Annotated in this window: 17 protein-coding genes; 6 read left to right on the top strand and 11 right to left on the bottom strand. The window is 52.1% G+C overall.

The window, feature by feature from the left end; genetic code table 11:
- The first annotated feature begins 6 nt into the window (after positions 1–6).
- The 6 genes from MHZ97_RS07045 (at position 7) to gndA (ending at position 7891) form a co-directional block, all read left to right on the top strand.
- Complete coding sequence (locus tag MHZ97_RS07045) at positions 7–1908, top strand: DUF4422 domain-containing protein (RefSeq protein WP_239313817.1); 1902 nt, start codon at positions 7–9, stop codon at positions 1906–1908.
- 3 nt (positions 1909–1911) lie between these two features.
- Positions 1912–3063 (top strand): UDP-galactopyranose mutase, encoded by a 1152-nt coding sequence (glf, locus tag MHZ97_RS07040; RefSeq protein WP_239313826.1) that lies wholly within the window; start codon positions 1912–1914, stop codon positions 3061–3063.
- Entirely contained in the window at positions 3060–3962 is a 903-nt protein-coding gene (locus tag MHZ97_RS07035; RefSeq protein ID WP_239313829.1) for a glycosyltransferase, read from the top strand. The genes glf and MHZ97_RS07035 overlap by 4 nt, the downstream gene beginning before the upstream one ends.
- Positions 3962–5089, top strand: a complete 1128-nt coding sequence (locus tag MHZ97_RS07030; protein ID WP_103796772.1) for a glycosyltransferase family 4 protein — start codon at positions 3962–3964, stop codon at positions 5087–5089. The genes MHZ97_RS07035 and MHZ97_RS07030 overlap by 1 nt, the downstream gene beginning before the upstream one ends.
- Positions 5090–5101: 12 nt before the next feature.
- On the top strand, positions 5102–6316 hold the full coding sequence (locus MHZ97_RS07025) for a hypothetical protein (RefSeq protein ID WP_239313832.1): 1215 nt from the start codon (positions 5102–5104) through the stop codon (positions 6314–6316).
- A 165-nt stretch (positions 6317–6481) separates the two neighbouring features.
- Positions 6482–7891 (top strand): NADP-dependent phosphogluconate dehydrogenase, encoded by a 1410-nt coding sequence (gene gndA, locus MHZ97_RS07020; RefSeq protein WP_103796774.1) that lies wholly within the window; start codon positions 6482–6484, stop codon positions 7889–7891.
- Between the two features lie 32 nt (positions 7892–7923).
- Here gndA and MHZ97_RS07015 read toward each other — a convergent pair whose 3' ends face one another.
- From MHZ97_RS07015 to hisG, 11 genes are all read right to left on the bottom strand, one after another.
- Positions 7924–9222 carry a succinylglutamate desuccinylase/aspartoacylase family protein gene (locus tag MHZ97_RS07015; protein ID WP_103796775.1) on the bottom strand — a complete coding sequence of 433 codons (1299 nt, stop codon included), beginning with the start codon at positions 9220–9222 and terminating at the stop codon, positions 7924–7926.
- Positions 9223–9328: 106 nt separating this feature from the next.
- Positions 9329–10123 (bottom strand): ABC transporter substrate-binding protein, encoded by a 795-nt coding sequence (locus tag MHZ97_RS07010; RefSeq protein ID WP_239313834.1) that lies wholly within the window; start codon positions 10121–10123, stop codon positions 9329–9331.
- A gap of 62 nt (positions 10124–10185) precedes the next feature.
- Positions 10186–10662 carry a YbaK/prolyl-tRNA synthetase associated domain-containing protein gene (locus tag MHZ97_RS07005; RefSeq protein WP_239313836.1) on the bottom strand — a complete coding sequence of 159 codons (477 nt, stop codon included), beginning with the start codon at positions 10660–10662 and terminating at the stop codon, positions 10186–10188.
- 70 nt (positions 10663–10732) lie between these two features.
- A complete protein-coding gene (gene hisIE / locus MHZ97_RS07000) occupies positions 10733–11344 on the bottom strand; it encodes a bifunctional phosphoribosyl-AMP cyclohydrolase/phosphoribosyl-ATP diphosphatase HisIE (RefSeq protein WP_239313843.1) in 612 nt (203 codons plus the stop codon).
- A complete protein-coding gene (gene hisF, locus MHZ97_RS06995; RefSeq protein WP_103796779.1) occupies positions 11338–12114 on the bottom strand; it encodes an imidazole glycerol phosphate synthase subunit HisF in 777 nt (258 codons plus the stop codon). Before hisF ends, hisIE begins: the two co-directional genes overlap by 7 nt.
- Positions 12096–12833: a 1-(5-phosphoribosyl)-5-[(5-phosphoribosylamino)methylideneamino]imidazole-4-carboxamide isomerase gene (gene hisA / locus MHZ97_RS06990; RefSeq protein WP_103796780.1), complete on the bottom strand. Its 738-nt coding sequence runs from the start codon at positions 12831–12833 to the stop codon at positions 12096–12098. The genes hisF and hisA overlap by 19 nt, the downstream gene beginning before the upstream one ends.
- The gene (hisH, locus tag MHZ97_RS06985) at positions 12833–13423 is read right to left on the bottom strand and encodes an imidazole glycerol phosphate synthase subunit HisH (protein ID WP_103796781.1); all 591 of its coding nucleotides are present in this window, start codon (positions 13421–13423) and stop codon (positions 12833–12835) included. The genes hisA and hisH overlap by 1 nt, the downstream gene beginning before the upstream one ends.
- On the bottom strand, positions 13424–14491 hold the full coding sequence (gene hisB, locus MHZ97_RS06980) for a bifunctional histidinol-phosphatase/imidazoleglycerol-phosphate dehydratase HisB (protein WP_103796782.1): 1068 nt from the start codon (positions 14489–14491) through the stop codon (positions 13424–13426).
- Positions 14488–15564, bottom strand: a complete 1077-nt coding sequence (gene hisC, locus MHZ97_RS06975) for a histidinol-phosphate transaminase (RefSeq protein WP_239313854.1) — start codon at positions 15562–15564, stop codon at positions 14488–14490. Before hisC ends, hisB begins: the two co-directional genes overlap by 4 nt.
- Complete coding sequence (gene hisD / locus MHZ97_RS06970) at positions 15561–16868, bottom strand: histidinol dehydrogenase (protein WP_103796784.1); 1308 nt, start codon at positions 16866–16868, stop codon at positions 15561–15563. Before hisD ends, hisC begins: the two co-directional genes overlap by 4 nt.
- A 3-nt stretch (positions 16869–16871) precedes the next feature.
- Positions 16872–17771 (bottom strand): ATP phosphoribosyltransferase, encoded by a 900-nt coding sequence (gene hisG / locus MHZ97_RS06965; RefSeq protein WP_239313862.1) that lies wholly within the window; start codon positions 17769–17771, stop codon positions 16872–16874.
- Positions 17772–17801: the final 30 nt, after the last annotated feature.

The raw sequence follows: 17801 nt of genomic DNA, 5'->3' as shown, positions 1-17801 counted from the left end.
CATCTAATGAATATCAACAAAGAAAAAGTAAAGCTTTATACAAGCCATCATAAGCCAAGCGCTTTCTTATCATCTCCTGTCATCAAACCTATCCATGTAGGCAAAGCTAACAGCTATAATGAAATTTGCTGCGATGGGGATGACACTGGAGACAATATTTCATTCAAAAACCCCTTTTATTGTGAGCTGACTGCACAATATTGGGTCTGGAAGAACGATATTTCATCCGAGTATGTCGGTTTTATGCACTACAGACGTCACCTGAATTTTTCTGAGCATCAGGATTATGTTGAAGATGCATGGGGTGTCGTTAATGAAGATATTATTTCTCCTGAATATGAAGAGAAATTTGGTTTAAATGAAGAAGCTATCGTTAAGGCTATTGGTGATAATGATATTCTTTTGCCCAGGAAGTGGAGCGTAAGGCAAGCTGGCAGTAAAAATAATTATGAGCATTATAAGATATCCCCTCATCTACATATTGAAGATTATCAGGCAGCAATTGATAGTCTTTTATATCTTTATCCTGAGTATGCTTCAGCTGTTAAAACCTTTAACAGCGCACATGATGGTTATTACACTAACATGTTCGTTATGCGTTCAGAGCTTTTTTGTGAATACTCTGAATGGCTTTTCAATATATTTGATGATCTCGAAAAAAACTTTGCATTACGTAACTATAATGCACAGGAGAAAAGGGTCATTGGACATATTTCAGAAAGGCTTTTTAACATCTTCATCATTCATAAAGAAAAGCATTCGCCCTTAAAGAAAAAAGAGCTTCAGCGAACCTTTGTTAAAACAGAAACTTTTAATGGCAAGCTTAAGCCTGCATTTCCTGAAAAAAATGTGCCGGTGGTAATTTGCTTTGATGACAATTATTCTCTTAGCGGTGGAGCATTAATCAACTCTATCGTTAAGAATAGCCACGCAGATGATAATTATGATATCGTCGTGCTTGAAAATGGAGTCTCAGTAAGAAACAAGACTCGTTTATGCTCCCTGTTAAAAGGTAAAGAAAATTTTTCCATTCGTTTCTTCGATGTAAATGCTTTTAGTGAAATGAAGAGCGTTTATACGCGAGCGCACTTTAGTGCCGCGACCTATGCACGATTATTTATTCCCTCTCTTTTCTCTGATTTTGAAAAAGTTCTATTTATCGATGCTGATACAATCGTTGAAAGCGATGTGGCAGAGCTTGTTCATATTCAACTTGGCGATAACTTGATTGCGGCTGTTAGAGATATTGTGATGGAAGGATTCGTCAAGTTTGGTGCTATAGCCCATATTGATGAGCCTAAAGACATTGCTGCAAAAGAATATCTCGAAACTGTCCTGGAGATGAAAGAGGCTCAACAATACTTCCAGGCAGGGCTAATTCTTTTTAATATTGCTCAAATGCAAAAAGAGAATACTTATGGGAAATTAATGCAGGCAATGAAGGCCAGAAACTACTGGTTCCTCGATCAGGATATCATGAATAAGGTATTCAATGACCGCGTTCATTATCTACCAGGCGAGTGGAACGTTTATCATGGTAATGGCAATACCGATGATTTTTTCCCAAACCTGAAATTTGAAACTTATATGGGTTTTTTGAAGTCACGTAAAAATCCAAAAATGATTCATTTTGCAGGCGAAAATAAACCGTGGGATACACCACATGTAGATTTTTTTGATAACTTTATGTCGTATGTTAATAATACGCCATGGCAAAAAGAAATTTATGATCGGCTTAACAGAACGTTTGTGTCAGCCGCACCTCAAATAGAACATAAAATACTTTTGCAGACTAAAATCAAAAGAAAATTAATGCCCTATTTGAATAAATATGCACCTGTTGGAAGTAAGCGCAGGCAGTTAATTGCTCGTAATTATTACAGAGTTCGTCGCGTAATTTTAGGTTAAACTATGAAAAAGAATATTTTGATTGTCGGTGCAGGTTTTTCAGGTGCAGTTATTGGTCGCGAGCTAGCTGAAGATGGACATAATATCCATATTATCGACTCGCGAAATCACATAGCCGGTAACTGTTATAGCGAAAGAGACGCTAATACTAATGTGATGGTGCATACCTATGGCCCACATATTTTCCATACTGATAATGAAGAAGTATGGGATTATATAAATGCTCACGGTGTCATGATGCCATATGTTAATAGGGTGAAAGCGACCGTAAATGGAAGCGTTTATTCTTTGCCTATTAACTTGCATACTATAAATCAATTCTTCAATAAAACCTGTAATCCTTCGCAAGCTAAAGAGTTGATTGATTCTAAGGGCGATAAAGGTATTACCGACCCTAAAACGTTTGAGGATCAAGCATTACGATTTGTGGGCAAGGAATTGTATGAGGCATTTTTTAAAGGTTACACTATAAAACAATGGGGTATTGAACCGAAAGAATTGCCTGCTTCTATTCTGAAAAGATTACCTGTGCGATTTAATTATGATGACAATTATTTCAATCATAAGTTCCAGGGGATGCCTAGAGATGGGTATACGGTAATCGTAGAGTCTATTTTAAACCATGAAAACATCCATGTTGAATTAAATACACACTTTGATAAAAATGACAAAGATAAATATGATCATGTTTTTTATAGTGGTCCTTTAGATGGATATTTTGACTTCACATTAGGTCGTTTAGGCTACAGGACTTTAGACTTTCAACGGCTTGAGGCGGAAGGTGATTTTCAGGGTTGTGCAGTAATGAATTACGGTGACGTGAATGTTCCTTATACACGAATAACAGAGCACAAGTACTTCGCGCCTTGGGAAAATCATGAAAATACCGTTTGTTATAAAGAGTTTAGTCGTGCATCAACGGAGAAAGATATTCCTTACTATCCGATTCGTCAAATGGGCGAAATGCAATTGTTAAATCAATATCTGGATGCGGCGGAAAAAGAAACCAACCTTACTTTTATAGGGCGGCTTGGCACTTATCGTTATCTTGATATGGATGTTACGATAAAAGAAGCTTTAGATGTCGTTAAGACATACCGTAATTGTATTCAGAATGAACTGCAAATGCCGGTCTTTGTGGTTAACCCTAGATGAAAATCGCCGCTTTAATCGTCACTTACAATCGTCTCGACAAACTAAAAAAATGTTGGGCTGCAATTGAGCCGCTTTCATTTCACGAAATAATAATTGTGAATAATGCATCAACTGATGCTACGGGAGAGTGGCTTAATGAGCTACAAGATTCACGTCTTAGAGTTATTTCAAATGACGTTAATGAAGGCGGGGCAGGTGGCTTTTATAAAGGCTCTGAATGGTTAGCGAAAAACAGCACCCCTGACTGGGTGCTTTTCTTTGATGATGATGCCTACCCTGAGCCAGATATACTTAAAAAATTTATGACGAGTCATAATGACAACGCACAGGTAGTTGTTACTAACGTTGTTGATATGAAAGGTTCACGATGTAAAATGAATATTCCCTGGCTCAAAATTCCGAATAGCCTGGGGGATATTATTAGCTATTATAATGAACCTTCTCGTTACGAAGCCCATCCTTCCCAGGTTTCAGAAGTTGTTACTTTTTCCTTTGTTGGTGTGTTCATTAACTTCAATGTTTTAAAAAGACATTACCATAAAATAAACAAAGACTTGTTTATTTATTTTGACGATGTATATTTTTCGTGGGAACTTCATCTCAATGATTGTAAAATTATTTTCAATCCAGAATTAAATTTTTATCACGATATTCTTGAGTCTAACTCAGCAATGCTGCCATGGAAGGTTTATTATTTGTCGCGAAATTTGATTTTATCGAGATTCCTTTTTAAGAAAAATAGACCTTTTAGCTTGATTTCTATAATACTAAGATTAGTGAAATGCTATTTTATGGTTGTAAAGTCAGATAACAAACTTAGTTATGTGAAATATCTGACGAAAGGGATCTTTGACGGAATTAGTTTCAGGTTAAAGGAATCAAAGAATGGCAGGGTTTAATGAAAAAGCTTTGTTTTTATATCAACTCTGATTGGTATTTTAATCTGCACTGGAAAGAGCGAGCATTGGCTGCAAAAGAAAGCGGATATGAGGTTCATGTAGTATGCAAATTTGAAGACGTAATGATTATGAGCGAATTTACATCTTTAGGTATTAAAGCCCATAATTCAAAAATGTCTGAGCAATCACTTAATCCGCTTGTTATCGTAAAAGATTTAATTAATTCCTTTAGGATCATCCGCGCTATTAATCCCGACATTTTGCACTGTATTACAATCAAGCCTTGTATTATTGGTGGGTTGTATGCAAAATTTTTTAAGAAGAAACTTGTGATGAGTTTCGTTGGGTTGGGGAGAGTTTTCTCTTCGCCTTCTAAAAAATATAAAATTATAAAAAGATTGGTTTCGGGTTTTTATCGATGGCTTAGCACCAAACCTGATATTTTTATGATTTTTGAACATGAAAGTGATCGGGCGGACTTAATATCAATTACAGGGATTAGGCCTGAAAAAACCATAGTTATAGATGGTGCAGGAATTAATACGGACGAATTTAAATATTTGCCAGATCCTGCCAATAACACTCCAGTTGTTCTTTTTGCAAGCAGGCTAATTTGGAGTAAAGGGTTGGCTGATTTAGTGAAAGCTAAAAACTTGCTCCAAAATAAGGGCGTTGATTTCGAATTACTTGTCGCAGGGATAACTGTCAAAAATGATCCTGATGCCATCCCTCACAGTGTAATTGAGCAATGGTCCAATTCTAAAGCTATATATTGGTTAGGTCAGCGAGATGATATCAAAGATCTAATAGGAAGATGTAATATTGTTGCACTGCCTTCTGTTTATGCAGAGGGGGTTCCCCGTATTCTTATTGAAGCTGCAGCCGTAGGCCGTCCTTCTATAGCTTACAATACTGGAGGATGTAGCAGTATAGTAATAAACAACTTGACTGGATTTATTGCAAATAAGGATATAATTGACCTTGCGGATAAATTAGAGTGTTTAATAAAAAATAAGGAATTAAGAGAGAGTCTTGGGCATAATGCGCATTTAAGAGTTAAATCACATTTTTGTTCAAAATATGTGGTAGAGAAAACACTTGGAATTTATCGGCATCTGGTTGAATAAGTGGAGAAATTAATGCCTAATAAAATAGTAGTAGAAGTCCCAGTCTCCTGGACGAAAAACCCAGTAGATGGATATAAACATAAATCTTTTATTACAAATCTTATTTTGGCCTTAACAGAAAGAAAGATTCCATTGTATTTTAGGGAAGTGCCATTTGGCGCAGATGAAGCACCTCGACAACCAGAAAAAGGAACTTTAGTTTTTTCTTATCATTCCTGGGGAGCAGAGAAAAATATCATAAGGATGAAAGAAGCAGCCGTGACTCCATTGTTTTCAATGGATTCTTCTGGCTATTCTGGATGGTCAGATATTTCTATCAATTTCGAGCGCTATGAGAAAGAGATTGCAAAAATAGATGAAGGGACTGTTGATCTGGTTCTTGAAGAATGGAAGCAGCGGTTTATAGAAAAAAACAATTCCAAATATCCTCAGTCAGATGAATTAGTTCCAGAAATTGCCACGGATTTTGTCTTCTATCCAATGCAAGTGCAGAACGATCCCGTATCTATTCACAGTCCCTACGACGGTTTAAAGTTACTTCATGACGCGGCAGAATTAGCAAGGGAAAATCAGGTCTATTTGCTTGTAAAGCGGCATCCATTTTGTCAGTCTTTTGCCATAGAAGAGACTATTACGCTTTTGACGGAAAGCAATCCGTGGGTAATTCGCACCAATAGTAATATTCATGATCTTGTAAGGAAATCAAGATCTGTAATAACGGTTAATTCAGGCGTTGGCATTGAAGCATTAATAGATGGTGCAAGTGTATTTTGTTCTGGAAGATGTGAGTGGCAGCGATGCTGTAATATCATTTCAGATAAAAACGATCTAAGTAAAGCGTTTTCGTCACAACCTGAAAAAATGAATCTTTTACAAAAGAAAACGCTTACTTATATCCTTACAAAGTATTGGATAAATCCCGAGTCGCCATCTGATTTCGAGAACGCTATTGATAAGGCTTTGGAAAATTTTGATCCTGAATTTGGTGTTGTTGATGCGCATATCAACCCATCTGATGTTTTAATGCCTATAATTCTTGATCTTCAAGGCCGTCTTGAGTATGAGCAGCGTAAAGCAAAGCAATCAACGTTAGATGCTTATGCTGCAATAGATCTTTATGAGGATCTGAAAAAGGAAAAAGCGGCCTTAGCTTCTGAGCTTCAGCGATATATAGAGCGTGTTCGCGCTTGTGAGGAAGAATTAGAGCAACTTCGTAGCAATATATAAAATTATAGAATGCTCTGGCCTCGTTCACATATTAATTATATGGGTTTTGTCAGTTAGTGCTTGATTTTAATATGCTGATATATGTTACCTGTATCCTACTGTAAGATACTAAAGCTCATTTCATTTTGTATGATTATTAGCCTCAAACTCAGACAGGAGTAAATAATGTCCAAGCAACAGATCGGCGTTGTAGGTATGGCAGTGATGGGTCGTAACCTGGCTCTCAACATTGAAAGCCGCGGTTACACCGTATCTATCTTCAACCGCTCTCGCGAAAAAACCGATGAAGTCATCGCTGAGAACGAAGGAAAAAAACTGGCGCCTTACTACACCATTGAAGAGTTTGTGGAGTCCCTTGAGAAACCGCGCCGTATTCTGCTGATGGTGCAGGCGGGCGAAGCAACTGACAAAACCATTGCCTCCCTGACTCCGCACCTCGACAAAGGCGATATCCTGATCGATGGCGGTAACACCTTCTATAAAGACACTATCCGTCGTAACAAAGAGCTGTCTGAGCAGGGCTTTAACTTCATCGGCACCGGCGTTTCCGGCGGTGAAGAGGGCGCGCTTAAGGGCCCGTCTATCATGCCTGGCGGCCAGAAAGAAGCTTACGAGCTGGTTGCGCCGATCCTGGATAAAATCGCCGCGCGCGCTGAAGATGGCGAAGCCTGCGTGACCTACATTGGTCCAGACGGTGCGGGTCACTACGTCAAAATGGTGCACAACGGCATCGAATATGGCGACATGCAGCTGATTGCTGAAGCCTATGCCCTGCTGAAAGGCGCGCTGGGTCTGAGCAATGAAGAGCTGGCGAAAACCTTTACCGAGTGGAACAACGGCGAGCTGAGCAGCTACCTGATCGACATCACCAAGGATATCTTCACCAAGAAAGATGAAGAGGGTAACTACCTGGTTGATGTGATTCTGGATGAAGCGGCTAACAAAGGCACCGGTAAGTGGACCAGCCAGAGCTCGCTCGATCTCGGCGAACCGCTGTCGCTGATTACCGAGTCTGTTTTCGCGCGTTACCTCTCCTCGCTGAAAACCCAGCGCGTTGCCGCGTCCAAAGTGCTGAGCGGCCCGCAGGCGCAGGCCTTCACCGGTGACAAAGCTGAATTTGTTGAGAAAGTGCGTCGCGCGCTCTATTTGGGCAAAATTGTCTCTTACGCTCAGGGCTTCTCTCAGCTGCGTGCGGCTTCCGAGCAGTACAACTGGGATCTGCACTACGGCGAAATCGCTAAAATCTTCCGCGCTGGCTGCATCATTCGCGCGCAGTTCCTGCAGAAGATTACCGATGCCTATGCAGAAAACGCCAACATCGCTAACCTGCTGCTGGCGCCTTACTTCAAAAATATTGCTGATGAATACCAGCAGGCGCTGCGTGACGTCGTGGCCTACGCCGTGCAGAACGGTATCCCGACGCCGACCTTCTCTGCCGCTATCGCTTACTACGACAGCTACCGTTCAGAAGTGCTGCCTGCCAACCTGATTCAGGCGCAGCGCGACTACTTTGGTGCGCATACTTACAAGCGCATTGATAAAGAAGGTGTGTTCCACACCGAGTGGCTGGACTAACATTAAAAAGGCTTCCGTCAGGAAGCCTTTTTTTATCCCACCAGCAAATCCCCGCTTCTCACCTCATCTTCACCCGCCAGCCTCACCACCAGCATGCCCGCCGTCGCAAACTTCGCCCAGTGCCGCGCATAGAGCACGCCGCCGAACTCCGCCACCAGCGGCGTCACACTGTCGGTAACCGGATCCACCACCTCCGCCACCACTTCGCCCGGACGAATATGCGCGCCCAGCTTCTTACGGTGCAGAATCAGTCCCGATACCGGTGAGTGAATATATTCGCACGCAGCCAGCGGTGTGGCAGGGTGCTTAAGGGCAGGGGAGACCGCACCTGCGCCTTCGCTGTGGCGCGGCTTAATCACGCCACTCTCTGCTGGCACATCCACCGCTTCCAGCGCGCTGGCCGCCGCGCTGCTCTCGGTCATGCCGGCGATATCCTCGGCATTGGCTGTCACCAGCGCCAGCTCGTCGCCGCCAATCACCGGCGCGGCGACTTCCGCCGACACAAGCGGGTTTTCCGCAGCGATATAACCGCTCTCACGTAGCGCGCTGATAATCGCATCTGCATCCTGCTCCGCCTGCTCGGGATCGACGTCGCGCACCCCGCGCAGCTCCAGCGTCACCGGCAGCAGGCCGCGCGGCATCGGATACTGGTCGCCAAAGCGTTGCGCCAGCGTCAGCCAGGGTTCGCAGCAGGCTTCGTCGAACGGCTCACCGCCGGAAACCTGCGCCAGCAGCTGCACTTCGCTCCCCAGCCAGCGCGCCAGCGGCTCAATGTCTGGCCAGGCGTGCGGCGTGGTATAGAGGTGAGGCAGCGCCTCCCAGTCGCAGTGCAAATCAATCATCAGATCCGCCTGGCTCGCCATACGCATCAGCGTAAAGCGCTGCGCCTCGAGTTCGGTTTTTGCAATCACATCGCGGTAGTGACGATCGATAGCCTCGCGGACCAGCCGCTTGTTGTCGCCTTCGTTCGGCGTCAGCGATCCCGCCAGCTCCGTGGCCAGCTTCTCGCCCAGCGCCGGAAAGCGGCGGTTGAAGTCCTGGCCCGACTCGCAGTGAAAACGTCCCAGATGGGTGCCGTGCCAGTGCTGGCCCAGCGCCAGCGGATTCGCCACCGGCACCAGCGTAAAGCCAGCGCGCAGCCTGCCAGCGGACTCCAGCGCCATCAGCTTCTGCTTCAGAAACCAGGCGACCGCCATACCGGGGATCTCGTCGCCGTGCAGCGACGCCTGAATATAGACCTGTTTATATTTTTCTTCGCCGAAGTGGAAGCTGACGATTTCGCGCTGAGTGCCCAGCGAGGCGCTAAGAAGGGGATGATGTTGTTGATGCATAGGGCGCCGATTGTCCTTTCATTTAGAAGAGGGCGCAACTGCGCCCAGGAAATGAAGAAAAGTATAGTGCCGAATCAGAGCGGGCGACCACTCGGGTCGCCTCAGACTACTGCTGGATAGAGATATCGGTGGCGAAATAGTGCTTCTGGATCTTATCGAAAGTGCCGTTCTTTTTGATTTCGGCAAAGGCGTTGTCCAGCGCGCTCTTCAGCTCTCTGTCGCCTTTACGCAGGCCGATGGCCGTGCCGGGGCCGATAATAGGATCCTCGACAACAGGCCCCGCCAGTTCGAAATCTTTGCCCTGCGGATGCTTGAGGAAGCCGATTGCCGCCTGCGCCGCATCGGTGAATACCGCATCGAGCCGCCCGGAAACCAGATCGCTCTCAACCTGCGCCTGATCGCCGTAAGGCACTACGTTGACGCCAAACGGCTGCCATTTGGCGCGCGCGTAGCGCTCCTGCACCGTACCCTGTTCGACACCGACGGTTTTGCCCTTCAGCGATTCGGCGGTCGGCAGCAGGCCGCTGCCTTTGCGCGCAACCAGCTGGGTATGGGTATCATAGAGCGGTACGGTAAAGTCGATCTGCTTCAGACGCTCTTCGGTAATGCCCATATCCGAGAGGATCGCGTCGAACTTGCGCGCCTTCAGCGCCGGGATCATGCCGTCAAACTGGCTTTCCACCCAGACGCACTTCGCCTGCATCTGCTGGCACAGGGCGTTGCCCAGATCAATATCGAAACCGACCAGCTTGCCCTGCGGGGTTTTTGACTCGAAAGGCGGATAGGTCGGATCGACGGCAAAGCGTACCTGTTCGATTTTTGCCTGCGCGCCAAAGGCGCAGCCTGCCAGTACGGCGGTTATCAGCGCGGCGCGCAGACGAGAGAGAGTAGGAGTGGCCATAATGTCTTCTTTTATCGTGATGTTGAATTAAGCAGAGTACCTGCCTGTTTTCACGATGACAATTACTGGATTATTTTCACTACGTTAGCATTGCAGAGGCGGCGATAATCTTCCGTGTTGAGCACCACCGACCTGTCGAGTCGTCCGGCGTTAAAGGCGATCTCGCTAAAGCGCTCGAACAGCAGCGGATCGACCACCAGCCTGAGATCGGGATGAAAAGAAAAGGGCGGAATGGCACCGAACACGCAGCCGGTCAGCATATCAACCTCTGCCGGACTGGCGAGCGAGGCGCGTCGACCGCCGACCGCTTCCGCTACCCGGGCTAAATCCGCCTGCTGGTCTGCAGGCAGCACCGCCAGCACATGCTGTTTAACGCCGTTGCCTTTTACGTGGCAGACAAGGGCTTTCGCGCCCTGGCCGATGGCGGTGCCGCGGATCGCCGCCACCGCTTCGCATTTGCCGGTCGCCTCATGGCTCATCAGCTGATAGCGCGCCTGATGCTGTTCCAGCAGGGCGATCAGTTTTTCATGGGTGGTCATAGCCAGATCCTGACGCTAAAGAACAGAGGCTGCTCAATATCATTCCGGTATTGAGCAGCATGGCGCGCTGCTATTTATGCCGCGCGCGCAGGTTGCTGATAATGGCGCTGAGATCCAGCTCCTGATCCTGCAGCAGCACCATCAGGTGATAGAGCAGGTCAGAGGCCTCATTGGTCAGCTCGTGGCGATCCTTTACCGTAGCCGCCAGCGCGGTCTCGACGCCTTCTTCACCGACTTTCTGCGCGATGCGCTTGGTACCGCTGGCATAGAGCTGCGCGGTATAGGAGCTGGCCGGATCGGCGCTTTTGCGCGACGCCAGCAGCTGTTCCAGCTGATAAAAAAAGGTCCAGTCCGGTGCGGCAGGTGAGAAGCAGCTTGAGGTGCCGCGATGGCAGGTGGGGCCGATGGGATCGGCCAGCACCAGCAGCGTATCGTTGTCGCAGTCCGGCGTGATGCTGACGACCTGAAGAAAATGGCCAGAGGTCTCACCTTTGGTCCAGAGACGCTGTTTGGTGCGCGAAAAAAAGGTGACGTTGCCGTCGCTCAGGGTTTTTGCCAGCGCGTCCTGATTCATATAGCCGTGCATCAGCACTTCGCCGGAGACGTTGTGCTGCACGATAACGGGCATCATGCCCTCAGTTTTAACCCAGTCGAGGCGGGCCAGTTGCTCTTCAGTTAACACGCGCGAATCTCCACTCCGTTCTCTTTCAGAAAGCTTTTCAGCTCGCCGATATTGATAATTTGCTTATGGAACACCGAGGCGGCCAGCGCGCCGTCGACGTTCGCCTGTTCAAAGGCGTCGAGGAAGTGCTGCATGGTGCCCGCGCCGCCCGAGGCGATCAGCGGCACCTTACAGAGGTCGCGCACTTTTTGCAGCTGCACCAGATCGTAGCCGTTGCGCACGCCATCCTGGTTCATCATGTTCAGCACGATCTCTCCTGCGCCGCGCTGCTGTACTTCCTGCACCCACTGCTCAGTTTCCCACTGGGTCACGCGGGTGCGCGCTTCGTCGCCGGTATACTGGTTAACGTGATATTTGCCGCTCGCCTCGTCGAACCAGGTATCGATGCCCACTACGATGCACTGCACGCCGAATCGGTCGGCGAGGCGGGTGATCAGCGTGGGATCGGCCAGCGCGGGCGAGTTGATGGAGATTTTGTCGGCGCCGAACTCCAGAATGCGCGCCGCATCCTCTTCACTCTTAATGCCGCCCGCCACGCAGAAGGGAATATCGATCACTTCCGCGACGCGCGACACCCAGCTTTTATCGACCACGCGGCCGTCGCTGGAGGCGGTGATATCGTAGAACACCAGCTCGTCCGCGCCTTCCTGGGCGTAGCGCTGCGCCAGCGGCACGATGTCGCCGATGATCTCGTGATTGCGGAACTGGACGCCTTTGACGACCTGGCCGTCGCGCACGTCAAGACAGGGGATTATGCGTTTTGCCAGCATGCGATAGCCTCCGAAACCGTGAATTTGCCTTCAAGCAGAGCACGTCCGACGATCACGCCCTTAACGCCGCTGCCGCGCAGCGCCGCGATATCCTCAATGCCGCCAATACCGCCGGAGGACTGAAACGCAATATCGGGATAGCGCGCGGTCACTTCCTGATAGAGCGCGACGTTAGAGCCGCTCAGCGTGCCGTCGCGTGAAATATCGGTGCAGAGCACATGCTTCAGGCCGACCGGCTCAAACCAGGCGACAACCTCTTCCAGCGTCACGCCGGCCGCTTCCTGCCAGCCGCTGATGGCGACCTCTTTGCGGTTTGCCGCGTCGATGCGCACGTCCAGCGCCAGCACGATCGCCTCGGCGCCGAACTCACTGAACCACTTCTTCACCTCTTCCGGCTGTTTAACCGCCGTGGAGCCGACCACCACGCGGCTGGCACCGGCGTCCAGCAGCGCCTTCACGTCGTCGCGCGTGCGGATGCCGCCGCCGACCTGCACCGTTGCGTCGACGCCGTTCAGCAACGTTTTCAGCAGCGGGATCTGGCGCTGCGCCGGATCTTTCGCGCCGGTAAGGTCGACGAGGTGCAGCACCGTCGCGCCCTGGCGGGCGTAATCCTGCAGGCGCGGCAGCGGATCGCTGCCGTAGTCGCGCTGCTGGCCGTAGTCGCCCTGATGCAGGCGCACCACCTTGCCATCAATCAAATCTAACGCGGGGATAATCATCACATCTCCAGGAAGTTTTTCAGCAGCTGCGCGCCCGCTTTGCCGGAACGCTCGGGGTGGAACTGCACGCCGAAGAAGTTATCTTTCTGCACCGCCGCGGTGAACGGCTGGCCGTAATCGCACTGGGCGATGGTGCTGGCGTTGACCGGCATGGCGTAGCTGTGCACGAAATAGAAGTAGCTCTCTTCGTCAATGCCGCGAAACAGGTGGTTGCCCGCCTGGGCGGTGATTTGGTTCCAGCCCATATGCGGCAGCGGCAGGCCGCGCGTGTCCATCAGGCCACATTCGGCGTCGATAATGCCGAGGGTGCTGATGCCGCCGTTCTCCTCGCTGCTGCTGCCGAGCAGCTGCATGCCGAGGCAGATGCCGAGCACCGGCTGGGTGCAGGCTTTGATCAGGTCGACCAGGTCGCGCTCTTCCATCTGGTTCATCGCCGCCCGCGCGGTACCAACGCCCGGCAGAAACAGCTTGTCGGCGCGCAGCACCACGTCAGGATCGCGGCTGACGTCGGGCGTATAGCCAAGGCGCTCTACTGCCCACTTCACCGAGGAGAGGTTGGCGCAGCCGGTATCAAGGATCACCACGTTCATTTACAGCACTCCTTTCGAGCTGGGCAGGGTGTTGCCCTCAACGCGGATCGCCTGGCGCAGCGTGCGGCCAAAGGCTTTAAACAGGCTTTCCACGCGGTGGTGATCGTTCTTGCCTTTGGTTTTCAGGTGCAGGGTGCTCATCATGGCGTAGGAGAGCGAGCGGAAGAAGTGCTCCACCATCTCGGTGCTCATATCGCCGACGCGCTGATAGCTGAACTCTGCCTTAAACTCGAGGTGCGGACGGCCGGAAATATCGAGCGCGCAGCGCGCCAGGCACTCATCCATCGGCAGCACAAAGCCGAAACGGCCGATGCCGCGCTTGTCGCCCAGCGCCTTCAGCAGCGCTTCGCCGAGCGCCAGCCCGGTGTCTTCGATGGTGTGGTGGTCGTCGATATAGAGATCGCCTTTCACCTCGATGCTCATACGGAAACCGCCGTGAACGGCGATCTGGTCCAGCATATGATCGAAGAAGCCGACGCCGGTGTTGATTTTGCTGCCGCCTTCGCGGTCCAGCCACACCTCGGCCTGAATCTGCGTCTCTTTGGTGTTGCGGTTAACCAGCGCATGGCGATCGCGTCTGGTGAGGCGCGCCTGAATGGCGTTCCACTCCTCGCCTTCGCGCCCGAAGCGGATACCCTGGATGCCCATATTCTGCGCCAGCTGGATATCGGTCAGCCGGTCGCCGATCACATAGCTGTTGGCCACGTCGATGGCGCCTTCCGCCAGCCAGGCCTCGACCATTTTGGTTTTCGGCTTGCGGCAGTCGCAGTTATCTTCCGGCTTGTGCGGGCAGATCAGCACGTCGTCGAAATGGATCCCCTGCGAGCTGAACACCTGCATCATCAGGTTATGCGGGCCGTCGAAATCGGCCTGCGGGAAGCTGCTGGTGCCCAGCCCGTCCTGGTTGGTGATCATCACCAGCCGATAGCCAGCGCTCTGCAGAGCCAGCAGCGCCGGGATGACGTTGGCTTCAAACGCCAGCTTCTCCATGCGATCCACCTGAAAATCTTCAGGCGGCTCGGCGATAAGGGTGCCGTCGCGATCGATAAAAAGGGTCTTCTGACTCATGCTCTCTCCACAGATAAAGCCTGTAACGCGGCGATCAGGCGCTCGCACTCTTGACGCGTGCCGATTGAGATGCGCAGGCATCCCGCCAGGCCCGGATTTTTGTTCTGGTCGCGCAGAATAATGCCCTGATCCCACAGGGATTTAAACACCGCATGGGAATCGGTAAAGCGCGCCAGGATATAGTTGGTCTCGCTCGGGAAGACCTGCTGCACAAGGCTCAGCTGCGGCAGCTGTTCCAGCAGCCAGGCGCGGCTGGCGTTCAGCTCGGCGACGTGCTGGCGCATCAGCGCGATGCCCTGATCGCTCAGCGCCTGACCGGCGACGTCGGCGACCGGCGTTGCCAGCGGATAGGGGGCGATCACTTTCATCAGCAAATTGATGACCTGCGGGTTGGCCAGCGTAAAGCCGCAGCGCAGGCCGGCAAGCGCAAAGGCCTTCGACAGCGTGCGCAGGATCACCAGGTGCGGATACGTTTTCAGCCAGCCGCTCAGCGTCGCCTGCGGACAGAATTCAATATAGGCCTCATCGGCCACCACCAGCGCTTTTCCGGCGGTCATCTCCAGCAGCGCACGGATATCATCTGGATCGATCAGGTTGCCGGTCGGGTTGTTAGGGCTGCACATATAGACCACTTTTACGCCGTCGAGCTGTTCGGCGATGGCGGGCAGGTTCAGCTGCCAGTTCTCCAGCGCGGGCACGGTGCGGTACTCAATGCCGATGGTCTCGGCGCTGACGCTGTACATGCCGTAGGTCGGCGGGCAGAAGAGGATCGCGTCTTTGCCCGGCTCGCAGAAGGCGCGCATCACCAGCTCAATGCCCTCATCGGCGCCGCGGCTGACCAGCACCTGCTCCGGCTGTAGTCCAGCGTAGGCGGCGTAGCGCTCGATAACGATCTTTGGCTGACACTCCGGGTAGCGGTTCAGCGTCTGCTGCGACAGCTCAAAGGGGACCGGCAGCGGAAATTCGTTGGCGTTGAGCCAGACGTCGCCGTTGCCGCCCAGGCGGCGCGCAGACTGGTAAGGGGTCAGGGCGCGCACGTTGTCGCGCGCCAGCTCTTCAATATTCTGGCTCATGCCTGCTCCTCTTTCAGCGCGGCGACGCGCAGCGTAACGGCGTTTTTGTGGGCTTCCAGCTGCTCGGCGGCAGCCAGGGTTTCAATGGTTGCGGCCAGGTTGAGGAAGCCCTGCGGCGTCAGCTCCTGCACCGTCATGCGCTTCTGAAAATCGGCCAGGCCAAGGCTGGAGCAGGTGGCGGTATAGCCGTAGGTCGGCAGCACATGGTTGGTGCCGGAGGCGTAATCGCCCGCCGACTCCGGCGACCAGTCGCCGAGAAACACCGAGCCGGCGCTGGTGATGGCGTCGACCAGATCGCGCGGCTGGCGCGTCTGAATAATCAGGTGTTCCGGGCCGTACTGGTTGGAGATCGCCACGCACTCCTCCAGGTCGCGCGCCACGATCAAGCGGCTGCTCGCCAGCGCCTGACGCGCGGTGGCGGCGCGCGGCAGCGCCTGCAGCTGCGCCTCTACCGCTTCGGCCACCTGCTGCGCCAGCGTCAGCGACGGCGTCAGCAGGATCACCTGCGAATCGGGGCCGTGTTCCGCCTGTGACAGCAGATCGGAGGCGACAAAGGCGGGCGTCGCCCCTTCGTCGGCGATCACCAGCACTTCCGACGGACCGGCAGGCATATCGATGGCCGCGCCGTCGAGACGCTGGCTCACCTGGCGCTTCGCCTCGGTAACGTACGCGTTGCCCGGCCCGAAAATCTTGTCGACTTTCGGCACGCTCTCGGTGCCGAAGGCGAGGGCGGCGATCGCCTGCGCGCCGCCGACCTGAAACACCTCTTCAACGCCGCAGAGCTGCGCCGCATAGAGGATCTCGTCGGCGATGGGCGGCGGCGAGCAGAGCGCCACGCGGCCGCAGCCGGCGATACGCGCCGGGGTCGCCAGCATCAGCACGGTAGAGAAGAGCGGGGCGGAGCCGCCGGGAATATAGAGGCCGACCGACCGCACCGGCCGGGTGATCTGCTGGCAGCGCACCCCTGGCTGGGTCTCTACATCCACCGTCGCCAGCTGCTGCGCGTTGTGGAAGGTTTCGATATTGGCGACGGCAACGGCCATCGCCTGCTTCAGCTCGTCGCTGAGTCGCGCGCCGGCGGCGGCGATCTCGGCGGGCGTCACGCGCAGCGCCTCTACCTGCGCCTTGTCGAAGCGCGCGCTGAACTCACGCAGCGCCGCATCGCCGCTGCTCTTTACCTGATCCAGCACCGCGCGCACCGTGGCGCTGATAGTGTCGGAAGCGGCGATAGCCGGACGCTGGAGCAGTGCCTGGCGCTGCTCCTCGCTGCACTGCTGCCATTCGACGGGGGTCATAAAGGACATGGCTTACTCCATCATCTTTTCAATTGGCAGCACCAGAATCGAGCTGGCACCCAGCGCTTTCAGTTTTTCCATGGTTTCCCAGAACAGGGTTTCGCTGCTGACCATATGCATCGCCACGCGGCTCTGGTCGCCCGCCAGCGGCAGCACGGTTGGACGCTCGGCGCCGGGCAGCAACTCGATCACCTCTTCCAGCCGATCGCTCGGCGCGTGCATCATGATGTATTTCGATTCGCGCGCTTTAATGACGCCCTGAATACGCGTCATCAGTTTGTCGATCAGCTCCTGCTTCTCCGGTGCCATCTCGCCGTCGCGCTGGATCAGCACCGCTTTTGAACGGTAGATCACCTCGACTTCACGCAGGCCGTTGGCTTCCAGCGTGGCGCCGGTCGATACCAGGTCGCAAATCGCGTCGGCCAGTCCGGCGCGCGGCGCGACTTCCACCGAACCGTTCAGCATACAGGGTTTGAAGTTAAGGCCTTTTTTATCGAGATACTGCTTCAGCAGGTGAGGATAGGAGGTGGCGATGCGGGCGTTATTGAGACACTGCGGGCCGCTATACTCTTCATCTACCGGCATCGCCAGCGACAGGCGGCAGCCGCCGAAGTCCAGGCGACGCAGGGTAAAGTAGCGCGGATCTTCGCCCTGCGAGCGGCGCGTCAGCAGCTCCTCTTCCAGCACGTTTTCGCCGATAATGCCGAGATCCACCACGCCGTCCATGACCAGACCGGGAATATCGTCATCGCGCACGCGCAGAATATCGATCGGCATATTCTCCGCGAAGGCGATCAGACGCTGCTGCTGCAGGTTGATTTTAATGCCGCAGCGCGCCAGCAGCTCGCGTGAATCATCGCTTAAACGGCCAGATTTCTGCATAGCTATGCGAATTCGCTTGTTATCTAACATCATTCCCGTCCTCTGTTTCATTCCTGTCTG

It is taken from the genome of Pantoea sp. ACRSC, assembly GCF_022346785.1.
GTDB classification, from domain to species: Bacteria; Pseudomonadota; Gammaproteobacteria; order Enterobacterales; family Enterobacteriaceae; genus Pantoea; species Pantoea alvi.
This window is presented reverse-complemented; position numbering and strand designations above follow the sequence as displayed.